Origin of the sequence: Bifidobacterium felsineum, from assembly GCF_002802915.1 — a bacterium.
GTDB lineage: Bacteria > Actinomycetota > Actinomycetes > Actinomycetales > Bifidobacteriaceae > Bifidobacterium > Bifidobacterium felsineum.
The window spans coordinates 805,401-830,118 of sequence record NZ_PEBJ01000001.1 but is presented as its reverse complement, the minus strand read 5'-3'; the positions used below and the strand labels follow the sequence as shown (position 1 = coordinate 830,118).

Annotated in this window: 17 protein-coding genes; 2 read left to right on the top strand and 15 right to left on the bottom strand. The window is 59.2% G+C overall.

From position 1 onward, the window contains the following. Positions 1 to 41: 41 nt before the first annotated feature. Complete coding sequence (gene fruE / locus CSQ86_RS03380; protein WP_100493650.1) at positions 42 to 1,025, bottom strand: fructose ABC transporter ATP-binding protein FruE; 984 nt, start codon at positions 1,023 to 1,025, stop codon at positions 42 to 44. Positions 1,026 to 1,311: 286 nt separating this feature from the next. On the opposite strand from fruE, the gene CSQ86_RS03375 reads away from it, so the two are divergent. Next, on the top strand, positions 1,312 to 1,581 hold the full coding sequence (locus CSQ86_RS03375) for a hypothetical protein (protein WP_100493649.1): 270 nt from the start codon (positions 1,312 to 1,314) through the stop codon (positions 1,579 to 1,581). A 100-nt stretch (positions 1,582 to 1,681) separates the two neighbouring features. On the opposite strand, the gene CSQ86_RS03370 is transcribed toward CSQ86_RS03375, so the two are convergent. From CSQ86_RS03370 to hisS, 14 genes are all read right to left on the bottom strand, one after another. Further along, positions 1,682 to 3,409, bottom strand: a complete 1,728-nt coding sequence (locus CSQ86_RS03370; RefSeq protein WP_100493648.1) for an LpqB family beta-propeller domain-containing protein — start codon at positions 3,407 to 3,409, stop codon at positions 1,682 to 1,684. After that, positions 3,406 to 5,229, bottom strand: coding sequence for an MtrAB system histidine kinase MtrB (gene mtrB / locus CSQ86_RS03365; protein WP_100493647.1), 1,824 nt, complete (start codon positions 5,227 to 5,229; stop codon positions 3,406 to 3,408). The genes CSQ86_RS03370 and mtrB overlap by 4 nt, the downstream gene beginning before the upstream one ends. A gap of 5 nt (positions 5,230 to 5,234) precedes the next feature. Beyond that, a complete protein-coding gene (gene mtrA / locus CSQ86_RS03360) occupies positions 5,235 to 5,954 on the bottom strand; it encodes an MtrAB system response regulator MtrA (RefSeq protein ID WP_100493646.1) in 720 nt (239 codons plus the stop codon). Between the two features lie 71 nt (positions 5,955 to 6,025). After that, positions 6,026 to 7,405 (bottom strand): replication-associated recombination protein A, encoded by a 1,380-nt coding sequence (locus CSQ86_RS03355; RefSeq protein WP_100493645.1) that lies wholly within the window; start codon positions 7,403 to 7,405, stop codon positions 6,026 to 6,028. 63 nt (positions 7,406 to 7,468) lie between these two features. After that, positions 7,469 to 10,042, bottom strand: a complete 2,574-nt coding sequence (locus CSQ86_RS03350; protein WP_100493644.1) for a DEAD/DEAH box helicase — start codon at positions 10,040 to 10,042, stop codon at positions 7,469 to 7,471. A gap of 201 nt (positions 10,043 to 10,243) precedes the next feature. Next, on the bottom strand, positions 10,244 to 13,630 hold the full coding sequence (locus tag CSQ86_RS03345) for a bifunctional metallophosphatase/5'-nucleotidase (RefSeq protein ID WP_243387586.1): 3,387 nt from the start codon (positions 13,628 to 13,630) through the stop codon (positions 10,244 to 10,246). A 160-nt stretch (positions 13,631 to 13,790) separates the two neighbouring features. Then, positions 13,791 to 15,296 (bottom strand): acid phosphatase, encoded by a 1,506-nt coding sequence (locus tag CSQ86_RS03340; protein WP_165773714.1) that lies wholly within the window; start codon positions 15,294 to 15,296, stop codon positions 13,791 to 13,793. 101 nt (positions 15,297 to 15,397) lie between these two features. Beyond that, the gene (locus tag CSQ86_RS03335) at positions 15,398 to 16,597 is read right to left on the bottom strand and encodes an amino acid ABC transporter permease (protein ID WP_240542268.1); all 1,200 of its coding nucleotides are present in this window, start codon (positions 16,595 to 16,597) and stop codon (positions 15,398 to 15,400) included. A gap of 3 nt (positions 16,598 to 16,600) precedes the next feature. After that, complete coding sequence (locus CSQ86_RS03330; RefSeq protein ID WP_100493642.1) at positions 16,601 to 17,278, bottom strand: amino acid ABC transporter permease; 678 nt, start codon at positions 17,276 to 17,278, stop codon at positions 16,601 to 16,603. Further along, positions 17,278 to 18,117: a glutamate ABC transporter substrate-binding protein gene (locus CSQ86_RS03325; RefSeq protein WP_100493641.1), complete on the bottom strand. Its 840-nt coding sequence runs from the start codon at positions 18,115 to 18,117 to the stop codon at positions 17,278 to 17,280. The genes CSQ86_RS03330 and CSQ86_RS03325 overlap by 1 nt, the downstream gene beginning before the upstream one ends. Before the next feature lie 14 nt (positions 18,118 to 18,131). Then, positions 18,132 to 18,932: an amino acid ABC transporter ATP-binding protein gene (locus tag CSQ86_RS03320; protein ID WP_100493640.1), complete on the bottom strand. Its 801-nt coding sequence runs from the start codon at positions 18,930 to 18,932 to the stop codon at positions 18,132 to 18,134. 209 nt (positions 18,933 to 19,141) lie between these two features. Beyond that, the gene (locus CSQ86_RS03315) at positions 19,142 to 19,693 is read right to left on the bottom strand and encodes a YbaK/EbsC family protein (protein WP_100493772.1); all 552 of its coding nucleotides are present in this window, start codon (positions 19,691 to 19,693) and stop codon (positions 19,142 to 19,144) included. A 214-nt stretch (positions 19,694 to 19,907) separates the two neighbouring features. Continuing rightward, on the bottom strand, positions 19,908 to 21,704 hold the full coding sequence (aspS, locus tag CSQ86_RS03310) for an aspartate--tRNA ligase (RefSeq protein WP_100493639.1): 1,797 nt from the start codon (positions 21,702 to 21,704) through the stop codon (positions 19,908 to 19,910). Positions 21,705 to 21,739: 35 nt separating this feature from the next. Continuing rightward, complete coding sequence (gene hisS, locus CSQ86_RS03305; protein ID WP_100493771.1) at positions 21,740 to 23,137, bottom strand: histidine--tRNA ligase; 1,398 nt, start codon at positions 23,135 to 23,137, stop codon at positions 21,740 to 21,742. Positions 23,138 to 23,235: 98 nt separating this feature from the next. On the opposite strand from hisS, the gene CSQ86_RS03300 reads away from it, so the two are divergent. Further along, positions 23,236 to 24,678 (top strand): DUF349 domain-containing protein, encoded by a 1,443-nt coding sequence (locus CSQ86_RS03300; protein ID WP_100493638.1) that lies wholly within the window; start codon positions 23,236 to 23,238, stop codon positions 24,676 to 24,678. Positions 24,679 to 24,718: the final 40 nt, after the last annotated feature.

Below are 24,718 nucleotides of genomic sequence, written 5' to 3'. Positions count from 1 at the left end.
TACTGGTTCAGTTCAGTTATCGGTTTTGGACAGCCGTGCTATCAGTAAGCGCGGGAGTTGTTGTCCAGGGCTTCCTTGGCGCTGGTGGCGTCGAAGGTCTTGGACTCGATCTGGATGTCCTTCTCAACCTTCTTGCCATCCAGGTAATCCTTGACGGCCTGAGCGGTTTCCTTACCGAAGATCGGGTTGTACTCGATCACGTAGGAGAGGTCGCCGTCAACCAGAGCCTGCAGAGCGTTCTTGGTACCATCAATGGTGATGATCTTGACCTTGCCCTTGAGGCCGGCGGCGTCAACAGCCTGAGCGGCGCCGAGGCCCATCTCATCGTTCTGGGCGAAGATGAACTGCGGGTTCTCGGACTTGTACTTGTCGAGCAGACCAGCGGTCACGGTCTTGGCCTCATCAGTGGACCAGTTAGCGGACTGGGACTCAAGGACCTTGATGTTGGAGGCAACCTTGTCGGACCAACCAGTGCCACGATCCTTCACCACGGACAGGCCTGCAGGGCCTTCCAGGATGAAGCCGTTGGCGCCATCCGGGAAGTTCTTGTTGACGAACTCGGCGGCCTGCTGGCCAGCCCATTCGTTGGACGGTCCGATGTGGGAGACGATGGCCTTCTTGGCGTCGGCGTCCTTGACCTCGACGTTACGATCCACGGTGAAGACCGGGATCTCAGCCTCAGCGGCCTTCTTCAGGGAATCATCCCAACCGGAATCCTCAGTGGAGGACAGAATGATGGCGTCAACTTCGTCGTTCACGAACTTGTTGAAAGCCTGAATCTGCTTCTGCTGATCGTTGTTCTGAGTCGGGGAGTAGACCAGATCAAAGCCTGCATCCTTGAATGCTGCCTTGATGTCGTTCTCGTTAGCGGTACGGAAGCCGCCCTCAGGACCAACGGCCACGAAGCCGACAGTCTTCTTGCCACCATTGCTGCTACCGCCGGCGCTGCTGGAACCGCAAGCCGCGACACTAACCAGTGCAGCAGCAGAAGCAACGAGGGCAATGGCCTTCTTCCAATTCTTCATGAATACTCCTCCTCGAGCAGTGTTCTCTGGATGTTCATCCATCCACATTGATGACTTCGTGTCATCGACAATCTCAAGTATGGAGCGAACAGATTGAATGTTCAATCGTGAGCGATAACATTTTGATAACAGGTTTATAACAAATTGATAACAGTGCCGGGAAAATGGCGAAACTTGGCGGAATCTGGCCGTTTATCTACCATAATGGTAATCGTTGCACAGCGGCAGAGTCGCTTGCTGGTCGAGCGACAAGGCCGCCGCCACAAGGTATACAGAAAGGTTAACTATGCAGACCGTTTTCCTTATCATCAAGCAGGTTGAGGGTGTCAAGCACCTGGCCGGCGTGGCCGCCACCATCGGTGACGCCGCCAAGCTTCTGGCCAAGTGGGAGCCGGAGTGCCCGGATAACTTCAACTTCCTGGGTACCAAGGAAGAGTATGGCGTGACCCGCCACCTGTTCAACATTCCGTTCAACATGGAATACCTCATCTACGAGGTTCCGATGAACTCCGAGGTGCCGGCCGAACTGTTCAAGAAGGAGTACGGCGGCATCTGATTCGGTGTCCCCCTACCGCAATAACTCCCGGCGCTTTGAGCGAGCGTACGGGAGTTATTGCATATAAGAGGCGATTCAGCCGGCATGTATTCAGTGGCGCTCACTGGGAGCCGAGCGCATCGACCTGACTGTCGGCAATGGACCAGGAGCCATCGAGCGAACCGGACACCGAGCGCACGGTACCGGTGTTGTCCAGTACGGATAGACGACGGTACAGGCTGATCTGGCCGGATGCCATCGATACACTCGTGCCTTCCGGCAGTCGCTGGGTCACGGCCGGGCCGGGCACAATCTGACGATACGCGCTCTGCCGCGTGCCATCCGTGCCGGCCGAAGTGGCATATACAAGATTCAAATCGTTATAGAACGACAGCATGGCCACATCCTGCGTAAGACTCACCTGTGCCGCCGCCTTGCTGAGCCCGGTCACGTCGTTGTTTTCATCGCGCACGATACCGGTAATCGCCACACCACTGAATGAGCCACCGTCAACGGCAAGCGCCAATCGGGACCCTTCAGTGGAGACGTTGACCGAGGTCACCCGTCCGTCCGCATCCAGCCACGGGATAGTGATCTTCGCGGATTGCCCGTTGCGATGGATGTACAACGTTCTGCCATCATCACCCACGGCCCATACTTCGCCATTCAAACCGGCGGTCACCGAACGTATACGAACGCCACCGAACAGCACACCGCACGAACCGCCGTTAGCACTTAGGCATTCCGCAACGCCGTCAGCGCGAAGCACTGCTCCCCCATTGGCGGAAAACGCGAAACCGAGTGCGTTATCGAATCCCGGAGCATCCGCCACACGTAATGGGCTGGAGCTGGACAGGGACACGATATGCCCGCCGGTCAATGTGTATACGCCCACCGCCGGCTGGTCGGCGCTGAGTTTGATGTTGGAATCAGCATCCGAATAATCCACGCCATCACCGGTCACTTTGAGGTTGTATCCGGAATTGCCGTCCCCCAGCGTCAATCTGATGCGATGCACCAACATGCTGCGGTCCTCGTCGCTCAACGCGTTCATGCCGTTGGTGAGGCTGACCGTGACGGCCGTGTCCTGCATCGGCACCGAATCCACCGCAAGCGACACCGTGGCCAGATGAGGCTCCTGAACGGCACCCTCCAGCCAGCTCGGAACACTACCAAGGATTTCCCGCACCGCCTGCGTACGCCAATTACGCCAGCTGAGCCAGCGCACATCCGGCACCAATTGCTTGCCGGACGAGGACACTTGGTATACGGAGACTTGGCGGAACACCTGGTCGAAATCCGCAGTGGAAATCACCACGCCATTCTCCAGCGATGAAATGCGCCACTGCCCCTTTTGCTTAATCAGCGTGTATGAAAGCTTACGGGGCTGCGTATCATGCACCGGCGTATACAATCCACGGGAGTCCAATATGCCCACGACTTGGACTTCCACTTCCACGATCAACGTGCTTTCCGCCCCCTGAGGCGCGGTCATGGTGTTGGCGCGGCGGCGGAAATCCGGAGTGCCGCTGTAAATCACCGCAGCATTATCGCCGTTCCAGCCCACGGAGGCTGAAGAGGTGAGGAACTCACGAGCCACCTGGTATCCATCGGACTGCACGCCAGCCGGCATGGCATCATAAAAGCCTTGCACGATGCCTTCCGGCTGCGCATCATCCACCGGGCCTTGTGGATTGGTATATACACGTTGCGTCTGCTGTTGCACGGGCGCCAATGTCTGCACGCTGCCGCCGGTCGGCAAGGCAAGAGGACTGGAGCATGCGGTCAGCGCCATGAAGCACAGTGCGGCCACAGCCGATGAGATTGTTGTGTGCAGTCGCCGGTTCATTGCTCACCGCCTTCCTCATCATCGTCCGAAGATATATGCGCATACGATGCCGTCCGCTGCTGCGGTGCCATGGCAGGCAGAGTCGCAATGGCATTGCTGCGATCCGCCACCGGGCTCTCCGCCACGCCGAATCCGCCGGTGATGGTGAAATCGTTCGATGCCGCTCGGGCGAAATCGACCGGCAAATCGCTATCGGCTATCGATTCCTCCCTGGGGTCCCGTGGCAGCATCACCAGGAACCAGGTGCCTTCCCCAAGTGCCGAGCGAACCCGAATCGAACCATGGTGCAGCAATGCGTCGGTCATGGCGATGGATAGGCCGAGGCCTGTGCCGCCGGTGATACGAGAACGGGAGGGGTCACCTCGCCAGAAACGATCGAACACATGAGCCACCGTATTCGCGTCCATGCCTACGCCGTAGTCTCGAACACTGATGACCACTGCCTTGCGATTAGCCGCAATACGCACCTCAATGGGCTTATCCTCGGCAAAATCAACCGCATTGGCGAGCAGATTGCGGATAATGCGCGTCACGCGACGCGTATCCACCTTGGCCAGTATCTGCACGTTGGGCAGCACGGCGCGAATATCCACATGCTTGGCCGCCGCGATACCAGCCACCTGTTCGATTGCCGCGTTCACAGGGTCGCGCATATCAGCATCGACCAGATCGAGTGCAGCATAGCCGGCATCATATCGGGAAATCTCCAGCAAATCGGCGAGCAGATCCTGGAATCGGTTGATTTGCCCGGAGAGCAACTCGACCGTGCGTTTCGTCGCCGGATCGAAATCATCCTTTTTCATTTCCAGCAAATCCGACGCCATACGCATCGTGGTCACCGGCGTGCGCAACTCATGGCTCACGTCAGATACGAACCGTTTCTGAGAAGCACTGGCCTCTTCGAGCTCATCGATTTTCTGGTTGAGCGAGTCGGCCATGCCGTTGAACGAGCGTTGCAATACGCCAAGCTCATCCTTGCGATTCACTTCCACACGCGTGTCAAGATTGCCGGATGCCAACGTTTCCGCCGCGTAGGCCACATGCTCTACCGGGCGCACAATGCCGCGAATCACCATCCACATCACTACGCCCACGGCTACGGAGAGCAGCGCGCACACAGCGAGCAGGCTGAGCTGAATCTGCGTCAATGACTGCTGCTGCAAGGCATACGAATAAATGGTGAAGAACTCCAGATTACCTGCCACGCCATAGTCCAGCACAGTGCCCAGCACCGCACCGGGTGTATTGCCGCTTAATGCGTCGGAGGCTATAGGCAGCGTAACCGGCTGATAGAACACATTGCCTTCCACATCAGAGGCCACCGCGGAATGAATCTCATTCGTGATGACATCCTCATAGGTGGGCTCGGTGGAAATCGGGATGATGGAACGGGCTGTGGATTCGCGGCTCCACATGTACACGCCCACCAAATTGGAGGCGCCATCGGATTGCAGATTGGAGGCCAGATCATTGACCAATTGCTGGATCTGCACGGTGGTGGTGGCGTCGGAGGCGTCCAAACCATTCTGCGCCTGCTCCACCATATTGGAGAAATCCGATTGGGATTGGGATGTGGTCTGCGTCAACAGCGATGCCCGCACCGAAATCATGGACACCACGGAAAATACGATGGCCACGGACAGGGTGAGAATCACCGTCAACGCCACGGTTCGCGCCTGCAACGAGCGACGAACTTCCGAACGCCCGTGTTTGAGCAGTCTTCGGAAGCTGAACCGAAAACGATGACGCGGATCAAGACCATCAGCCGGCGGAGCCGTATTAGCCTCTATGACTGACGGTGAGGTCTGGGAGGTCGGCATCAGTCTCAGTGCTCAGGATTGACGAACTTGTAGCCAATGCCACGAACCGTCTGGATAATCTGCGGGTTTTCCGGATCATCTTCGACTTTGGCGCGCAAACGCTGCACGTGCACATTCACCAATCGGGTGTCGCCGGAGCTCTCATACCCCCATACATCATGGAGCAGAGTGGAACGGCTGATGGCCTCCCCCGCGGCGGCCGCTAGGACGAACATCAGCTCGAATTCCATCGGCGTCAGGTTCAAATCCTTGCCGTTCTTGGTGGCGGTGTGCTCGAGGCGGTCGATGACGATGCTGCCACGCTCAATATGATTGGTATTCGCCACGCTGTTGCCGCTCTGGTCGGCGCCGGAGCTTTCAGCCGGGCGCGCAATGCGGAAACGCGCACGAATGCGGGCCAGGAGTTCAGCCACCTTGAATGGCTTGGGCACGTAATCATCCGCTCCGGCTTCGAGGCCGGCCACCACATCCGTGGTGTCGGACTTTGCGGTGAGCATAATGATCGGCACATTGGAAGTCTCACGGATGCGACGGGCCACTTCGGTGCCATCCAGGCCGGGCAGCATCACATCCAACAGAATCAAATCAGGTTTGACTGTGGGGAACATTTCCACGGCGCGCAGACCGTCCATGCAGGTAACAGTCTGGAAGCCTTCATTTTCCAACACGAGGCTGAGCATCTCGCCGATGGCCTGATCGTCGTCCACGATGAAAATGACCGCCATGCCGTTCCACGCTCCTTATCTTATGTTCCGCTCCCCTGCACCACTGAAAGCGTTTACTGTTCCGTTACACTTTACCCCTTTTGCCCGTCCTCGCCATGCAGAATAGGGCGAATCTTGGCAAGTCGCTGGCTCACCTCATGTTCATAGCCGCGATCGTTGGGATGATAGTATTCAGTGCCACGCAGAATCTCGGGCATGTATTCCTGAGGAGCCACCGCACCAGGCCAATCATGCGCATATTTATAGCCTTCATGATTGCCCCATTCCTTCATCAGCTTGGTGGGCGCGTTCCTCAGATAGAGGGGCACTGCGCCGATTTTGCCGGCGTCCACATCGGCGAGCGCCTGGTTGATGGCGTTATAGCTCGCATTCGACTTCGGTGCCGTGGCCACGGCGATGGTGGCTTCGGCCAGAATGATGCGCGCTTCCGGCATGCCCACCAATGCCACGGCCTGCGCCGCGGCTACGGTGACTTGCAATATCTGAGGCGCGGCCATACCGACTTCCTCGCTGGCGGCGATCATGATGCGACGGGCGATGAAGCGCGGGTCCTCGCCGGCCCTGAGCATGCGCGCCAGATAATGGATGGCCGCATCCGGGTCCGAACCTCGCATCGATTTAATGAATGCGGAAATCACATCGTAATGGTCATCACCATCTTTGTCGTAGCGCACGGTGGCGGTATCCATGACGTTGGCCACCACTTCAGGCGTGATAATGGGCCGACGGGCGCCTTTTTTGCGCGCCTCATCGCCGGTTACCGCTCCGGCGGCGGCCTCCAGAATCGTCAGGGACTTGCGGGCGTCCCCTCCTGCCATACGCACGATATCCGCGATGGCTTCGTCCGTGGCTTTGACTTCGCCTTTGAGACCGCGATCATCGGCGAGGGCGCGTTGCACCAATTCAGTGAGCTGTTCAGGTTCGAGGGACTCGAGTTTGACTACGACCGAACGCGAGAGCAATGGCTTGATGACTGAGAAACTTGGGTTTTCGGTGGTGGCTCCGATGAAGGTCACATCACGGTTCTCGACGGCGGGCAGCAACGCATCCTGCTGGGATTTGGAGAACCGATGTACCTCGTCGATGAACAGTACCGTCTCCTGGCCTTTGGCGACCAGTCGCTCATGGGCGCGATTGAGTACGTCGCGCACATCCTTGACCCCGGAGGTCACGGCGGACAATTCCTCGAACACACGGCCGGACTGGCCGGCCACAATGGTGGCGAGCGTGGTTTTGCCGACGCCTGGAGGGCCGAAGAGAATCACCGAGCTTGGGGCGGTGAGACTGCCACGGCTGGCTGGATTGGCGAGACGACGCAGGGGCGAGCCCTCCCCCAGCACATGCTTCTGCCCAATCACCTCGTCCAGGGTGCGCGGCCGCATGCGCACCGCCAGCGGGCGGGTCATCGACTCCGGCGCATCCATAGCCCCAAACAGATCATTCTCAGTCATACTTGCATACTACCCCAGCGTTCGAACATGCGTTCGATATTGAATCGGCCTGCGGCCGATGCCTTAGTTGCTGACTTTGTAGTCGTAGAAGACCACTTCGCCGGTGTCCTGGGTGGCATCGAGATCCACGATGCCTTCGATGGCCCAGTCATGATCGCCATCCGAGTCATCGATAATCTGGCGGACCTTCCACGTATGCTCGTCCTGCTCGTGGCTGTCATCGAGCATAAAGAGCTTGGGCGAACGGGCGTTTGCACCGATGCCCACATATTCATGTTCGTCGTAGTAATCGTCGAGCGCATCCTCCCACTCGTGCACGCCGTAGCCCCAGTCTTTGTCGAGGGCTCCAAGCTTGTCCGGATCGTCAAGGTCCATCAGCTGCACACGGCGGAACAACGCATTTCTGACCAGCACGATCAGACCGCGGCGATCTTCCACCACTGCGTTCTTCTTGCCGGGGGCCGCCAGGGACGCCGCCGCTTCGGATTGATCCGTGGAGTCTCCCGCGTTCTCCCATTCGTCCACCAGCGAGGAGTCGATGGAGCGTACGAGCACGCGCAGCCACGAAATGATGTCTTTCAACTGTTCGTCGCGCTTCTCGGGCGGAACCGTGCGGGCAAGCGTACGGTAGGCGTCGGAAAGGTATCGCAGCAGTGTGCCTTCGGAGCGGGCGATGTTATAGCGCGCGATGTATCCGGTGAAATCAGATGCGGTCTCCACCATGTCACGCACCACCGATTTCGGGCTTAGATAGTAATCATTCGCCCACGGCACGTCGTGACGATACTGGTCGAATGCGGCTTCAAGCATGTCTTCCAATGGCTTGGGATACGTAATCTCCTGCAACTTATCCATGCGTTCGTCGTAATCGAGGCCGTCCGCCTTCATATCAGCGAGTGCCTTGTCTCGCGCCTGGCGCTCCTGGGCGCGCAACACCTGCTTCGGGTCTTCCAACGTGGCTTCGGCCATGGAAATCACGTCCAGCGCATAGGTTTCGGATTCAGGGTCCAAAAGCTCCAGTGCGGCAAGCAGGAACGGCGAAAGCGGCTGATCGAGGGCGAAGTCATCCGGCATGTCCAAGGTCATGTAATAATCCTTGCCGCCGTCCGGCCTCTCTTCGGTTTCAATCACCTCGGTGTCGAACAGGGTCTGGAAGATTTCGTCGGCACGCTGGTGCAGATGCTCCTTTTGCTCCGGCGTCTGCGCGCTGTCGTCGATGAGATCCTCCACGCGGGCTCGTGCATCGCCGCCTTGCGCCACCTCGTTCAAGACCATCGAATGTGTGATCTTCAGATGCGGCACCAAGGTTTCCGGCTCGGCGTCGATGAGCTTGTTGAACGTGTTCTCATTCCACGTCACAAAGCCTTCGGGGGCTTTCTTGCGCTTGATCTTCTTGAGCTTTTTCGGGTCTCCTCCGGCCTTGGCGATGGCTTTCTGGTTTTCGATCTCGTATTCGGGGGCTTCGGCGATCACCAAGCCTTCCGTATCAAAGCCCATGCGGCCGGCGCGGCCTGCGATCTGGTGGAATTCACGAGCCCTGAGCCGGCGCATCTTCGAGCCGTCGAACTTGGTCAAGGCGGTCAGCACCACCGAATGAATCGGCACATTGATGCCCACGCCGAGCGTATCGGTGCCACAAATCACCGGCAGCAGACCTTGCTGGGCAAGTTGTTCGACCAGTCTGCGGTAACGCGGCAGCATGCCGGCGTGATGAATGCCCACGCCGGTGCGCAGCAGGCGCTGCAGGATCTTGCCGAAAGCCGTCGTGAATTTCACGCCTTTGATGGCTTCGGCGATGGCCTGGCGCTGCTCCTTGCTGGACACACCGGTGGAGGCGAGCGCCTGTGCGGTTTCCAGAGCGGCGTCCTGGGAAAAATGCACCACGTAAATCGGGGTCTCACCATTGCGGAAGGCAAGCTCCACGGTTTTTTCAAGTGGGTCGAGCGTGTACTCGTAACTCAACGGCACCGGGCGCGGCGCATCGGCGATCACATCCACATCCGGGGTGTCATTCAGATCCGAAAGCTTATCGGCCACGGCATCCACATTGCCAAGCGTGGCGCTCATCAGCAGGAACTGGGTTTGCGGCAGAGTGAGCAGCGGCACTTGCCACGCCCAGCCGCGCTCCGGGTCACCGTAGTAATGGAATTCGTCCATCGCCACGAGTCCCACATCGGCATGCGTACCTTCGCGCAGCGCCTGATTGGCCAGAATCTCAGCGGTGCAGCAGATGATCGGCGCATCCGCGTTGATATGGCTGTCGCCGGTAATCATACCCACATTCTCGCGGCCGAACACTTCAACCAGATCGAAGAACTTCTCCGAAACCAGCGCTTTGATGGGTGCCGTGTAATACGAGCGGCGACCTGTGCACAGGGCGGCGAAATGCATGCCGAGCGCCACCAAGGATTTGCCGGAGCCAGTCGGGGTGTTGAGAATCACATGGTCCCCGGCAAGCAGATCCATAATGGCCTCCTCCTGGTGAGGCCACGGTTCGATGCCCATAACGTCCGTTACCCAATCAAAGAACCGCTCATAGATATCGTCGGCAGTGAGATTGCGCTCACGTTCATTGCCGTCCCACTCGGGGGCCAGACGCCCCAAAGAACCGTATGCTTGTTCCTTCTCGTCAGTCATAACTTCCAAGTCTAGCGACCGTCCAAACTTCAACGCTCCCGGCGTATTGGGCACATCTATGGGTTGATTACGCAAGGAATTACGTCAGATACAACGAACAAGGCGTCTGCGGATCTGCATGTCGTGCAGTAATCCACAGACGCCTTGTGATTGCCAGGTGGCCAACCGGTCAGGTCAATCGGTCAGCTGAATTGTCAACTGTTACTTGTTGGCGGCATTGCGACGCTTCACTGCAAGCACCGTGCCACCTGCGGCAAGCAGCAATGCGGCGACCGCAATCGGCGCGATTGCAGCACCGGTATCCGCAGTGCGCTTGGCTTGGGCCTTCACAGCGGTCTTGTTGCCGTTGTTCTTACCGGTCTGCTGATTTGGCTGCTGCCCCGGCTGCTGGGAGCCGCCATTCGCAGAGCCTGTAGTGATGGTCAGCGGCAAGGTCACGGTGGTCTTGTCCGTGGCGCCGACCACGGTCAGCGTTGCGTCACCGGCCTTGGCATCGGCCGGAACCGTGACCTTGAGCACAGCGGTATCACCGTTGGCGACAGCCGCTTCGCCCGCGGCCTTGCCATTGATGGTGGCGGTCAGCTGGGTTTCGGCCGGCACACCGAGCGAGGTCAGCGTGAGCTTGGAGAAGTTCAAGGTGAACGTCTCGCCAGCCTTGAGCGAACCGGTTGGAATACCGGTTACAGCCACCGCACGGCGGTCGTAACGCGGGGAGACCGGATTGTTCTTGCCCAAGTAATCGATCCAGGCGTCACGATCGACCAGACCGGAGTCGCGAGTGTCAGTACCTTGGGCGAAGACGCGGAAGTTATCGCCGCCCTGCAGCAGGAAGCTGAAGGAACCGATGCGGTAGTTCTTCTTCAGGTCGAGCGGCTTGCCGTTCACCGTCACGGAAGTGATGTGATGGCCCTGCTCGGCGTTCGAATCATAGGTGTAGGACACGTTGTGCGAAAGGCCCAGCTGCAGATACGGACGAGACGGCGTGGTGCCATCCGTAGTGGTCTGCCACTGCTGTTCCAGAGCTTCCTTGAATTGCGCACCGGTCAGCGTAGTGGTCCACAGGTTATTCAGGAACGGCAACACGGCGTTGGCCTGAGCGTAAGTGATGGAACCATCTGCGGCCAGCGGGCAGGAAGCGTTATCGCCGGTCTTGCACAGTTCGGCACGAAGGCCGCCGGGGTTCACCACACCGATTTCAGCACCGCCGCGATCGGCGCTGGAGAGCGAGGAGAGCAGCGAGTCAGCCACCAGATTGCCGAGTGTGGATTCGGAACCACGATCATCGCGCTTGCCGTCCTTGAAGGCGGTGGTGATGTCGGCGGAAACGGCACCGACCTTCTTATTGCCTTCCTCAGTGCCCTTGGCGACAGCCGCGTCCACGATGGACTTGACCTGCTTGACCGTATCGTCGCCGGTAGCCGCCAACTCATCGTCGGACTTGCTGGTGTCCACGGCCACGGTACCGGTCTTCTCGTAGGTCACCTTGCCGGTGGTCTTGTCGTAGTCGAGCACGACCTGGCCGACGTTCGCGGCGTAGCTGCCGGTCTGAATGATCGGGCGATCGTTCTTGTTCGGATCGGTGTACGAGTACCGCATGTGGGTGTGGCCGGTGAAGATGGCGCTGACGGAAGGATCCGTGTCATCGACGATGTGCTTGAACACTGGGCTTGCGGCCTTTTGTTCGTCCAACGTCGGCTTGCCGGTGGACTCGTCTTCAGCTTCAGGAGCGCCCTCATGATATTCAGCCACGAGCACGTCAGCCTCACCATTGGATTCGTCGCCATCGGTCAGCTGCTTGGCCACGCGGTTTACGGCTTCCACGGGGTCGCCGAAATCAAGGTTCTTCACGCCGTCAGGAGCAACCAAAGTCGGGGTTTCCTGAGTAACGGCACCGATGACGCCGACCTTGACGCCGTCGACGTCTTGGATGCTGTATTCCTGGAGCACCGGGGTCTTGGTGCCCTTCTTGTAGACGTTGGCACCGAGGTAATCCCACTTGGCGTTGCGTTCACCATCCTTGCCGATCACTCGGTTGACCAGATCGTCATACCCCTGATCGAACTCGTGGTTGCCCACGGAGGAGGCCTTCAGATCCAAGGCGTTCAGCACATCGATGGTGGGCTGGTCCTTCTGCACGGAGGAGTTGAACAGCGAAGCGCCAATCAGGTCTCCAGCACCGAGCAGCAGCGAGCTGTTCGGATACTCCGCCTTGAGCTGTTCGACAGTTGCGGCGAACGGTACGGTCAGGTTCTTGTCGATGCGGCCGTGGAAATCGTTGGTGTTGAGCAGGTTGATGGTGGTCTTGGTGGATGCCGGCTTGGCGGTTTCCAACCAGCCTTCACGCAGAGAGTGGCCGTTGGTCACGCCATCATCAGACCAGAACACCGGCTTGTATGCCTTGCCATCCACAATCTTGGTGGCTTCGGCATCCGGGGTCACCGCATAGCCTTCGGAGTTCTGGCCGGCGATTTCCGCAGGGGTAGCAGTGAGCTTGGTCAGTTCGAGAGTACCGTTCTTGAATTCATAGGTGCCGATTTTTGCACCGGTGTTCAAGTCGTTATCGCCTTCGGCGATCAACTGATTGTGCTCGCTGTCCCAGAACAGATCGCGCGGACCGGAGTATCCGGCGTTGGTGGCGGCTGCAGGCAAATCGGTCTTTGCGACCGGGTATGCCACGTCCTGACCGTCTACCGTGGCCAATGCGAAGGCGTACACGCCACCGGTCTTCTCCAAAGCGGCGAAGAACAGGCCGCCGAAATCATTGGCGGTACCGTCCGGATTGTAGGCATGCACGTTGTTCGGGTCGAGGTTCGACTGGAACTTGTTGGCCAGCAGAGCGGAATCGGGGATGAAGGCCACGCCTTCCACACCGAGGTTGGCGTCATCGCCTTTCTCAAGCTGAACGCCGAACTGGGTGAGCGCCGACTGCAAATCCCATTCGTGCGTTGCCGTCAGGTCCTGCGCACCATCACCATTGGTGTCGGTGGCTGCGGCGGTCACGTCATACTGCAGAATGGATGGGCGAGGAACCTTCTTGTTCTCGTTGTCGCGCTCGGCGCCAACGAACACGCCCTTGGAGGCATCGAGAGTACCGTTCGCACCAGGAATCAACGTGATGCCCTCGGAATCGACGCCGCCCTTGCCATCCTTGAAGTGCAGCTGCTTACCGCCCTTGGTCTGACCATCCTTGGTGAAGGTCCAACCGTCAGACGGATCCTGCTGCCACTTGCCATCCTTGTAAACGAACTTGTTGATGGACCCCGGTCCCTTTGGACCAGTGATGCCCAGAGTCGGGTTCAAGTCATTGTCCGCGGCCCAAAGCGTGCCTTCAGCACCATTCGCACCAGGCTCGTAGACCAACCCGGAAAGGTTGCCGTCAGTGTGTTCACCGGTGGCTTGGCCGGCTCCGAATTCATCGGTGTTGTCCAGCGCGGTTACGTCCGCGAGACCTGGCCATGCGGATACGGTCAACGCCGGTGCGGCAAACGCCGCAGGTGCCATACCGGCCAATCCCGCCAATGTGGCGATGGATGCGACGAGCGCGATGGCACGAGACGCACCTCGCCTGAATTCATTGTGTTGATTCACTGCCCTATCCCCTTCCTCGGTTGTTCATGAGCGGAATCAAGCCAAGGTGACTTTCCGCTGAGCAATCATGAACTTATGGTCGAGCGTAAGGAGAGGACATGAACCAGATGCCCTATTCGGAAGAATGAGGGGAATCCGCCTGTTGAACTCTAACTGAACTTTATTGGCGCTTGCGGCGTAGGCGTAGCAGGAAGCCAACAAGCAACGCCGCCACCGTTCCTACTGCTACGGCGGTCAATGCGGGTTGTTGAGTTGCATGCAGTACGGCGAGGTCCGGGCCTGCGGACTCGGCGCTGTTCTGACCTGCCGCCGCATCCGAAGCTGGGTGGTTACCCTTATCGGCACATTGGGCGTTGATCACAGTCGGCCCATCAAGCGCCACCTGATCGGCGGTCTCGACTTTGGCCACATCACCATTCTGGTTCAGGGTCACGCGGGCGCACAAGGCTTTGGCCCAGTTGATCCGCTGCCAACCATCCGAGGATTCCCATAATGGGTAGCCGGAGTCCATCGCGGTGGCTTTCAAAATCGCATTGCGCTGGTCGACGTGCAGCTGCGGATAAGCGAGACGCAACACATCAGCCGCACCGCGCGGGGCTTTGAATTTCACGCCGGCTTGGGATTTGACCTGCGGGAAGGTGTAGGTCATGCGCGCAGTATAGACGCACACCGCTGAGGCCTGGTCCTTCACCGGCTCGGTGGCTACAGGATCGACGAAATCATTGGTGTAACCATCTGTGGAATTGGCTTTGAGATTGCTAATGCATTCGGGCAATGTATCGCCATGATGGTCTGCTTTGCAGCGTTCGGTCAGATAGTCGCGCAATTGCCGGGCTGCGGGAACTATCGATGAGGCGAATTCGTTATGCCAATACTGGCCGTTCTGCGCCGAAGCGCCGATGCGCCCGCCCATGATGTCGAGCGGATAATGCACGCCGAGCACAATGCGATTGTTGCCTGCTTCCGAGGTGCGCGCCATGATTTGCGGAGCGAGTTCCGGCAATATGCCGGCGAGCGCGATGCCCCACGAATATGCGCCGGTCGTATGCCCGGATGGATAGGAACTGTTCTTCTGCAGCGTGGAATAACCCGGAATATGCTCCAGCCATGATGGCGATTGCTTGATATCGAGCGTGGCTGGCAGGCCGGCCAGATCGTTGGTGCCGCCCAAGGTGCTTTGAGAACGGTCCAGATAGGGCCTCGGATGCATGGCTGCACGCTTGGATTGGAACGTGGAGGCCACATTGAATTTGAACAGGTCGGAGATCAGGTTGAGCTTGCCTTGTTTGAATCCTTCGCTCATGTATTTGCCGAGCACAGGGCCCAGGGAATCCGGGAGCGTTTCTTCGCCATACAGGTCAGAGTCGATCAAGGCGCGTTTACGTTGAGCGGTCAGTCCGTCTTTATCGGCGTTCTTGGCACCCAGATGATTGATTTCGACGGTGATATCCTCATCGAGTTTCATGGTTTTGGCGTCCAGCACTTTGCCGCCATGTCCGGCGTCCACTGGAGCCTGCCAGTAGTTCTTCTCATAATCGGAAAGCAATGCGACCCAATCCGGATTCGGCAGCTGGTCGGCTTGTGCGGTTGCCGGGACCGCGGCCAACGCCAACGGCAGGCATATGGCAATAGCAAAAACGGAGGATAGGTTCTGAAACGTCTTCATACGTTCCAACCTATCCTCCGTTAGGCTACGTAGCCTCAGGCACGATAGAACACTTGGTGAACTCTTCGTGCCGCCTTAGCCAAGGCTTAGACCCAGATCAATCAGATCTTCGGTTTGCCGCCGAACTTCACATGGCCCTTGCCGATATCGTTGCCGTGCTTGAACACGGTACCGTGGTCGGCCTGTTCATGTTCGTTCGACGACAGCTTCGGATCATTGGCCTTGGGGCTTGCCGGCTTGCCGTTCTCGCGTTCATGCTTGGCTTCCGATTCCGGCTGGGTCACGTCATAGCCCTGCTCGTACTTGGTTCTGCGCCAGTTGCGAATCGAAGCGTTGGTGCCACGGTGATGCACATGGTACTTACGCGGCGTGCCGCCCAGCGGCAGTTCCTCGACCTCCTTGGCCACTGCGATCTGATTCACATTCGAGGCGTCGCCGGCGGCGATTGGAGCCACCGGCTCGGGCTCGGCGGGAGCGGCGGTGCGCTGCTGCATACGCTCAGGCAGCCATTCGGCAAGTCTGGAGAGCAGCCAGCAGGCGATGAAGTAGATCACCGCGGCCATGACCAGCGTCTGCAGAATGTTGAAGTACATCGAGCCGAGTCGGCGGGATTCCTGCAACAGGTCGGTGTACATGATGATGGAACCGAGAGCGGTATCCTTCAACACCACGACCAGCTGGGTGACTGCCGCCGGAAGCATGGCGTAGACGGCCTGAGGCACTTCAATCTCCATCAGAGACTGGGTCTCGGTCAGACCCAAGGCAAGGGAAGCCTCACGCTGGCCACCCGGCAGATTGCCGACGCCGGAGCGCACCAGCTCGGCGACCACCGAACCGTTGTACAGTACCAGCGCCAGCACCACAGCCCAGTAGGAAGGGCTGGGCAGACCGGCGAACGCGAACCAGCGCCAGAAGAAGATCATGAGCAGCAGCACCGGCACTGCACGGCAAAACTCGACGATAACGGCGGAAATACCACGCAGCAACGGGTTCGGCAGCAGTCGGCCGACGCCGAATACCAAGCCGAATGCTACAGCGCCAATCACGGCCAACACGGTGGCCTTGATGGTCATCCACAGGCCGGGCAGGTAGAAGTCGGTCCACGCCTCACGCTCGATGGCCGGCTTCCACAGCTCCCAGCTCAGCTGGTTTTCGCCGTTCGGTGGATTATGCAGACGCATCAGGATGAGTACCAGCACCACGGCGAAGAGGAAGCCGGCGACCCAGTTGACGATGCGGATGGTGCGGCGGCCCTTAGGACCAGGGGCGTCGAACAATACGGAATTTGCGGTATCGGCCATCGGTCACCTCCTCACAGCGAGCTTGTTGGACAGGTACGTGGTGAGCATGCCGATCGGGATGATCAGAATCACGTAGCCGAATGCGAAGATCAGGAAGATCTGGATGATCACGTCCGGGCGGAATTCGATCATCTGGCTCATCAACGATGAGGTCTCAGTGGAGACCGATGCGGCGGCGGCCACGGTGGAGTTCTTCAACAGTGCGATCAGCGTGTTGCCGAGAGGTGCCACCGAACCGCGGAAAGCCTGCGGAAGGATGATTTCAGTGGCGGACTGCATGAAGCCCAATCCCAGAGCGCGTGCGGCCTCGGCCTGGCCGAGCGGCACGGTGTTGATGCCGGAGCGCAGGGATTCGCAGACGAACGCGGCCGTGTAGAGGCTTAAGCCCGTCACGGCCAGCCAGAAGAAATTCGTGGCGAACGTGTCGGAGAAGCTGAGCTTCAGCTGCGCATAGGCACCGAGCACCATGAACACCATGATGATGGTCAGCGGCAGGTTCTTGAACAGCTCCACGTAGGCGCCGGCCACAGCTCTGAGCGAGGAAATCGGCGAAATGCGCATGACTACGAGAATCACACCAAGAATCAGGGAGAACAGTGTGCTCCACAGGGTCAGTTCGATGTTGACCAGGAAGGCGCCCAGCACATCATACTGGCTAAACAGTTCCAGGAATCCGTTCATCAGTCGGCCTCCCCCTCATCCGGAGTGGGCGGGTTGTAGCGCACATCAGGCGTGTAGTTGGTGCCCTTGGTGTTGTCGCTGATGGCGTTCTCCCACGAACCATCCTGGATCATGTCCACGATGGCGTTGTTGATCTTCGTGGCGAATTGCGTATCGCCCTTCTTGATGCCCACGCCATAGTATTCCTGGGTGAACGGCTTGCCCACCACGCGGAGCTTGCCGCGGGATGCGGAAGCGAGGCCTGCGAGGATGATGTCGTCGGTGGTCACGGCATCCACGATGCCGGAGAACAGTGCGGTGGCGCATTCGGCGTAACCAGGCTGTTCCATGAGCTGCACTTCGGAAGCGAACTTCTCCTTGACGGTTGCCGCCGAGGTGGAACCGGTCACGGAGCATAGGCGCTTGCCGTTCAGGTCTTCCGGGCCATTGATGGACTGGTCGTCCTTGCGCACCAAGAGATCCTGGCCGGCCACGAAATATGGGCCGGCGAAGGAGACGGCCTTCTTACGCTCGTCAGTAATGGAGTAGGTGGCGAGGATCATATCCACGTCACCGTTCTGCAGCATAGCTTCACGCTGCTTGGAAGGGGCTTCCTTCCAGATGATCTCGTCTTCGGAATAGCCGAGCTTCTTGGCGATGTACTTGGCCACGTCCACGTCGAAGCCCACATAGGTGCCGGATTTCTTGAAGCCCAGACCCGGCTGGTCGAATTTGATGCCGATGCGGATTTTGCCGGCTTCGTCCTGCCCGCATGCCGCCAAGGACATGGTGCAGGCCAAAGCGCAGGCAGCCGCGATAATGCGCCCGGCTGTGCGCTTGAATCGTTTGCTCAATGTCATGCGTGCACCCTCTTTCAGTGGGTGAGGATCTTCGAGAGGAAGTCCTTGGCACGGTCGGTCTTCGGATGCTCGAAGAACTCGTCCGGAGTGTTTTCCTCAAGGATCTGGCCGTTGGCCATGAACACGATGCGGTCGGCCGCCTTGCGGGCGAAGCCCATCTCGTGGGTCACGCAGATCATCGTCATGCCTTCATGGGCGAGTTCGACCATGACGTCAAGCACTTCGTTGACCATTTCCGGGTCGAGCGCGGAGGTAGGCTCATCGAACAGCATCACCTTCGGGCGCATGGCGAGTGCGCGTGCGATGGCCACGCGCTGCTGCTGGCCACCGGAAAGCTGGGATGGCATCTTGTTGGCCTGGCTGGCCACACCGACGCGGTCGAGCAGGTCCATTGCGAGCTGTTCGGCTTCCTTCTTATCCATGTGGCGCACCTTGATCGGTGCGAGCGTCACATTCTCGAGGATGGTTTTGTTGGCGAACAGGTTGAAGGACTGGAACACCATGCCCACTTCGGCGCGGAGGCTGGCGAGCTCCTTACCCTCCTGAGGCAGCGGCTTGCCGTCGATGCGGATATCGCCGGAATCAATGGTTTCGAGTCGGTTGATGGTGCGGCACATCGTGGATTTGCCGGAACCGGACGGTCCGACCACAACGAGCACCTCGCCCTTGGTGACGGTGAGATTGATGTCTTTCAGAACGTGGAGATCGCCGAAGTGCTTTTCCACGTGGGTCAGTTCGACCAGCGGTCGTCCTGCAGGTTCATTGCCCGGCACCAGCGGTGCCACAGGGCGCGTTTCTTCTTGTTTCTCTGACATAAGCGGTCAGTATAACGGCAATGTGTTACCGAAATAACACCTATCGGACGCAGACCGTTCACTATATGAGACCATCACGATCATATTGCGCAAAGTAGTAGCTGTGAGCGCTCACACGCGTATTGCAGCCGATTGTTGGTCGTTCCGCAATAATCATGCTGCGCGTAGCAATAACGAAACCTCTACGCACCAGATGATGGCCTGCCATCTCATCCTCGCGGCTTACCAAGCGCAGAGACGAACTGCACACCCGGAATATCAGCGAAAATGGAACCATCCACTACAAGCTTGGATGGGCGGATACCGGAACCCAGATAGAGCTTCGGAATCGAAAGAATATGCTGGTCCACCAACAGTGGCCAGCCGTCCGGCAGACCGATCGGAGACATGCCGCCGGATTCCATACCGGTGGCCTCCACCGCAGCATCGATTGGCGCAAAGCTCACCTTGGAGACCTCCAACGTGTGCTTGACCACACCATTCAAATCGGCGCGCGTGTCAGCCGTTACAAATGCTGCCGCGAACTCAGGCGGCGCTTTACGCGTCTTGTGCGTGTGGACCACCACTACGTTGCCGGTAATGGCGAATGGAATACCGTACTTGGGGCACCACAGGTCGGTGTCCGACTCCTCATCGGTGTTGATGGTGACGCCTAGAATCTTCGACTCCGGCACGCCGGCCGCCACCAATGCGTTCAGCTTGTCGAATACCGGCTTGGCCAGCAAATCCCCGTCATGCCAGTCCAAAATCTCCAACGTCATAGCCATACCCCCTCATTATGCGAATGAACGGGGCCCAGAATAGCGAAAGCGCCAGCGGCACATGCCACTAGCGCTATTCGCATTAGCTATACAGCGTTATTATATTCAGCCGTTTTCGCAGAAAACTTAATAATGTGTGCGGTAGCAAGGCGCACCGAGGGAAGGCGTACGAAGGTACGTCGACCGAGGAGCAACGCAGCTAACGCTCCATTATTCAGTCTTCGTCATCCGGGTCGTAGTCGACGCCGGTCTCAGCACGCTGCTCGTCCGTGATCGGAGCCGGGGCACCGGTCAGCGGATCGCGGCCGCCGCCAGCCTTCGGGAAGGCGATGACGTCGCGGATGGTGTCGGCACCGGCCAGAATGGACACGGTACGATCCCAGCCGAGAGCGATGCCCGCGTGCGGCGGAGCACCGTACTTGAAGGCTTCGAGCAGGAAGCCGAACTTCTCCTGGGCTTCCTCCGGGGAGATGCCCAGCACGTTCAGGACGCGATCCTGAATGTCGTCGCGGTGGATACGCACGGAACCGCCGCCCATCTCCTCACCGTTGCAGACGATGTCGTAGGAGTCGGACATGGCGTGCTCAGGATCCTTGTCGAACTTGTCGATCCAATCCTTGCTCGGCATGGTGAACGGGTGGTGCATGGAGGTCCACTTGGAGTGGCCGACTGCAACATCGTCATCGTCCGGATCATCGGTGGGCTTGAACAGCGGGAAGTCAACGACCCAGGTGAAAGCGAACTTCTTCGGGTCGAGCAGACCTTCGCGGCGAGCGAGCTCCACACGAGCGGCACCCAGCAGCAGCTGAGAGGATTCACGGGAACCGGCAGCGAAGAACACGGCATCGCCCGGCTCGGCGCCAACGGCTTCGCGCAGGCCAGCACGCTCTTCCTCGGAAAGGTTCTTAGCCACAGGGCCCTTCAGCTCGCCATCTTCAGCGAAGACCACGTAGGCGAGACCCTTGGCACCGCGCTGCTTGGCCCATTCCTGCCATGCGTCGAACTGGCGGCGAGGAGTGGAAGCGCCGCCCTTGAAGAGCACGGCGCCCACATACGGAGCCTGGAACACGCGGAACGGGGTGTTCTTGAAGTAATCGGTGAGCTCGACCAGCGGATTGCCGAAACGCAGGTCCGGCTTGTCGGAACCGTACTTATCCATGGCTTCCTGCCAGGTGATGCGCGGCAACGGCAGCTGAACCTCGTAACCGGCGGTCTTCCAGATGGCGGCGATGACCTTCTCGGCCATGGCCATCACATCTTCCTGATCCACGAAGCTCATCTCCATATCGAGCTGGGTGAACTCAGGCTGACGATCGGCGCGGAAGTCCTCATCACGGTAGCAGCGGGCGAGCTGGTAGTAGCGCTCAACGCCGGAGACCATAAGCAGCTGCTTCAGGAGCTGCGGGGACTGTGGCAGGGCGTACCAAGAGCCCGGCACCAGACGTGCCGGAACCAGGAAGTCGCGAGCGCCTTCCGGAGTGGACTTGATGAAGGTCGGGGTTTCCACCTCGGTGAAGTCCATATCTTCGAGGGCGTGGCGAGCGGCCTTGGCCATGTCGGAGCGCAGCTTCAGGTTATGCTGCATGGACGGACGGCGAAGATCGAGGTAACGGTACTTCAGACGAACGTCCTCGCCCGGCAGCTTGTTCTCGGATTCGTTCTCGAGAGCGGTGGAGACCTGGAACGGCAGGGCGTCGGCCTTGGCCAAAATCTCAATGTTCTCGGCAACGACCTCGATCTTACCGGTGGCCAGGTGGGTGTTCTCGTTGCCGTCCGGACGCAGGCGCACCTCACCGGTGACCTGAATCACGAACTCGGAGCGGAGCGGACGGGCCACTTCCTCGTCATAGATAACGACCTGCACCAAGCCGGTGTTGTCGCGAAGGTCGATGAAGGCCACGCCGCCGTGGTCACGACGACGGTCGACCCAACCGGCGAGGGTGACCTTCTGGCCGACCAGGGCCTCGGTCACGTCAGTGGCATGATGTGTTCTGTAAGCCGTCTGGCTCATTGTCTTGTTTCTCCTCGATTTTTCGCGCGAATTCGTCAGATTTCGACGGTTTGCTGGGCAACCACAGTATCCGGCTCCCACGACGTGCAATCTGCGGCGACCTGCTCGCCGGTGACGATGTTCTTGACCTCGTCTCCAGCGGATTCACCGTTCTCACTGTCCGCGGCGCTAGCTGGGAACCACACGTACGGAATACCAAGCTTGTCCGCGTACTTGATCTGCTTGCCAAGCTTAGCCGCGGTGGGTGCCACGTCGGTGGCGATGCCGCGGGCGCGCAGCTGGGCGGCGATGCGGTTGGCGGCCGGACGATCCTCTTCGTTCCACACGGCCACAAGCACGGCGGCCGGTGAAACGCGGTTGGCATGAGCGCCTGCAGTGTGCAACATGTAGCTCACCAGTCGGCTCAAGCCGATGGACAGGCCCACACCCGGGTACTTGCGATTGCCCTGGGAGGCCAGATTGTCATAACGACCGCCAGAGCAAATGGAGCCGAGGGATGTGGCACCGTCGAGGAAGGTCTCGTAGACGGAACCGGTGTAGTAATCCAGACCGCGGGCAATCTTCAGATCGGCAATCACCGAACCCGGACGAATCACAGCGGCCTCGTCCACGATCATGGCCAGCGTATCGAGACCCTGACGAGCCAGCGCATACGCTTCCGAATCCTGTGCGATACCGTGAGCGGCACACAGCGCGTCGAACTTTTCGGCCAGCTCCTTGCCATCGGCCGCGGTCAGCTCGGCAAGCTCGAGGCATGCACGAGCCTGGGCTTCGGTCGCGCCGCAGCTTTCGGTGAGCAGTCGGGCCACTTCATCGGCACCGATCTTGTCGAGCTTGTCGATTTCGCGCAGCACACCTTCGATATCCGTCAAGCCAAGACCACGGTAGAAACCTTCGGACAGCTTGCGGTTGTTGGCGTGCACGGTGGCCTTCGGCAGACCGAACGCATGCAGCTCCTCAAGGGCGGAGACCATGACCAACGGCAGTTCGACTTCGTAGTGATCCGGCAGGTCGCCGGCACCGATCACGTCGATATCGGCCTGGACGAACTCACGGAAACGACCCTCCTGTGGACGTTCGCCGCGCCAGACCTTCTGAATCTGCCAACGCTTGAACGGGAAGGCCAGCGCGCCCGAATGCTCGACCACATACCGGCTCAGCGGCACGGTCAGATCGAAGTGCAGGCCCAAACGCTCCTCGATGGGAGTGTCGGATTCATGACCGACCTCCTGCAGACGGCTCAGCAGGTAGATTTCCTTGCTGGTCTCGCCCTTTTTCAGCAGAGAAGCGCCAGTTTCCACCGCTCTGGTCTCAATGCCGATGAAGCCATTGAGCTCAAAAACCTTACGAAGCGTGTCGATAACACGCTGCTCCACAACACGTTCGGAGGGGAGCCACTCCGGGAATCCTGATATTGATGCACCTTTAGCCACGAAATCAATATAATAGGTGAGGGTTGCGTCAAGCCATGCTATTTTCCAGCATGCGAGGCGCTTCCACTCACTCACACTACGCTTGTAAGGAGCTGGCCATGGCCGACGAGACTGTCACCGAAACCGAAAACACCGCTGCAACCGAAGAGCAGGCAACGACACCCGCACCCGCGGTCAGCGAGGCCAAGCCGACTCCCGCTTCAATGCCGAAGCCGCACGCCCCCTCCCCCGCCGCATTCGCCAAGAAGGCCCCGGCCAAGCAGCACACGGCAGCCCCGGCCAGCAACACCGCTTATTCCGAGGCCGACGTCAAGGCTGCGGAAGCATTCGGCCGCGTGGATGATAATGGCACCGTATTCGTAAAGGACGGCGACGCCGAACGCGAAGTCGGCCAGTTCCCGGATGTCTCCAAGGAAGAGGCACTGGCCCTCTACGCCCGCCGTTTCCTGGATCTGAAGGCCAAGCTTGATCTGCTGGCCAACCGCCTGACCTCCCCGAACGTCAAGGCCCGTGAAATCGACGAGTCCCTGAAGCTTCTGGGCGAGGAAACCAATGAGCCGGCCGTGGTGGGCGATATCGCCGCGCTGAAGGCTCAGTTCGAGGAGCTCAAGGCCGCCGGCGAAGCCAAGAAGACCGCTCTGGCCGAGGCTCGCAAGGCCGCCATCGCCAAGGCCGTCGCCGAACGCACCGCCATCGTCGAGAAGGCTGAGGCCCTGGCCGCTTCCCTTGGCGACAACACCAACTGGCGTTCCACCGCAGACAAGTTCCGCAACCTGTTCGACGAGTGGCAGAACCACCAGCGCACCACCATTCGCATCGACAAGCCGGAGGCCGAAGCCCTGTGGAAGCGCTTCTCCGCCGCCCGCACCACCTTCAACCAGGCTCGCCGCAAGTGGGCTCAGGCTCGCGACAACGAGCGCAACCACGCCAAGGAAGTCAAGGAAGCCATTATCGCCGAGGCCAATGAGCTCAAGGACTCCACCGCTTGGGGCGAGACCTCCCGCAAGTTCAACGATCTGATGGATCGTTGGAAGAAGGCCGGCCGTGCAGGCCGCACCGAGGATGACGAGCTGTGGGGCAAGTTCCGTGAGGCCGCAGATGCCTTCTTCAACGCCCGTCAGGCCGATCGCGACCAGATGAACACCGCCGAGAAGGAGAATCTGGCCAAGAAGGAAGAGCTGCTGGTCAAGGCCGAGGCCCTGGTGCCGGTCAAGACCGACGCCGAGGCCAAGAAAGCCCGTCAGGAGCTGGCCAAGATTCAGGAAGAGTGGGATCAGATCGGTTACGTGCCGCGCGAGGATATGCGTCGTATCGAGAACCGCCTGGACGCTGTGGACAAGCAGATCAAGTCCGTTGAGGATGCCGCCTGGAAGCAGTCCGATCCTGAAGCCGACGCTCGTAAGTCCAGCTTCGAAGAGCAGCTGAACGCTCAGCTCGCCGAGCTCGACGCCAAGATCGCCGCTGAGTCCGATCCGAAGAAGAAGGCCAAGCTCGAAGCCGAGAAGGCCACCAAGGAGCAGTGGCTGAACGCCATCAAGTAAAAACGGCTATCGATTGTAGCTAGCTGAAGAGGCTTCCCTT

Coding starts and splice junctions, on each gene's coding strand:
- fruE (WP_100493650.1), bottom strand. CDS start 1,025: ATGAAGAATTGGAAGAAGGCCATTGCCCTCGTTGCTTCTGCTGCTGCA.
- CSQ86_RS03375 (WP_100493649.1), top strand. CDS start 1,312: ATGCAGACCGTTTTCCTTATCATCAAGCAGGTTGAGGGTGTCAAGCAC.
- CSQ86_RS03370 (WP_100493648.1), bottom strand. CDS start 3,409: ATGAACCGGCGACTGCACACAACAATCTCATCGGCTGTGGCCGCACTG.
- mtrB (WP_100493647.1), bottom strand. CDS start 5,229: ATGCCGACCTCCCAGACCTCACCGTCAGTCATAGAGGCTAATACGGCT.
- mtrA (WP_100493646.1), bottom strand. CDS start 5,954: ATGGCGGTCATTTTCATCGTGGACGACGATCAGGCCATCGGCGAGATG.
- CSQ86_RS03355 (WP_100493645.1), bottom strand. CDS start 7,405: ATGACTGAGAATGATCTGTTTGGGGCTATGGATGCGCCGGAGTCGATG.
- CSQ86_RS03350 (WP_100493644.1), bottom strand. CDS start 10,042: ATGACTGACGAGAAGGAACAAGCATACGGTTCTTTGGGGCGTCTGGCC.
- CSQ86_RS03340 (WP_165773714.1), bottom strand. CDS start 15,296: ATGAAGACGTTTCAGAACCTATCCTCCGTTTTTGCTATTGCCATATGC.
- CSQ86_RS03335 (WP_240542268.1), bottom strand. CDS start 16,597: ATGGCCGATACCGCAAATTCCGTATTGTTCGACGCCCCTGGTCCTAAG.
- CSQ86_RS03330 (WP_100493642.1), bottom strand. CDS start 17,278: ATGAACGGATTCCTGGAACTGTTTAGCCAGTATGATGTGCTGGGCGCC.
- CSQ86_RS03325 (WP_100493641.1), bottom strand. CDS start 18,117: ATGACATTGAGCAAACGATTCAAGCGCACAGCCGGGCGCATTATCGCG.
- CSQ86_RS03320 (WP_100493640.1), bottom strand. CDS start 18,932: ATGTCAGAGAAACAAGAAGAAACGCGCCCTGTGGCACCGCTGGTGCCG.
- CSQ86_RS03315 (WP_100493772.1), bottom strand. CDS start 19,693: ATGACGTTGGAGATTTTGGACTGGCATGACGGGGATTTGCTGGCCAAG.
- aspS (WP_100493639.1), bottom strand. CDS start 21,704: ATGAGCCAGACGGCTTACAGAACACATCATGCCACTGACGTGACCGAG.
- CSQ86_RS03300 (WP_100493638.1), top strand. CDS start 23,236: ATGGCCGACGAGACTGTCACCGAAACCGAAAACACCGCTGCAACCGAA.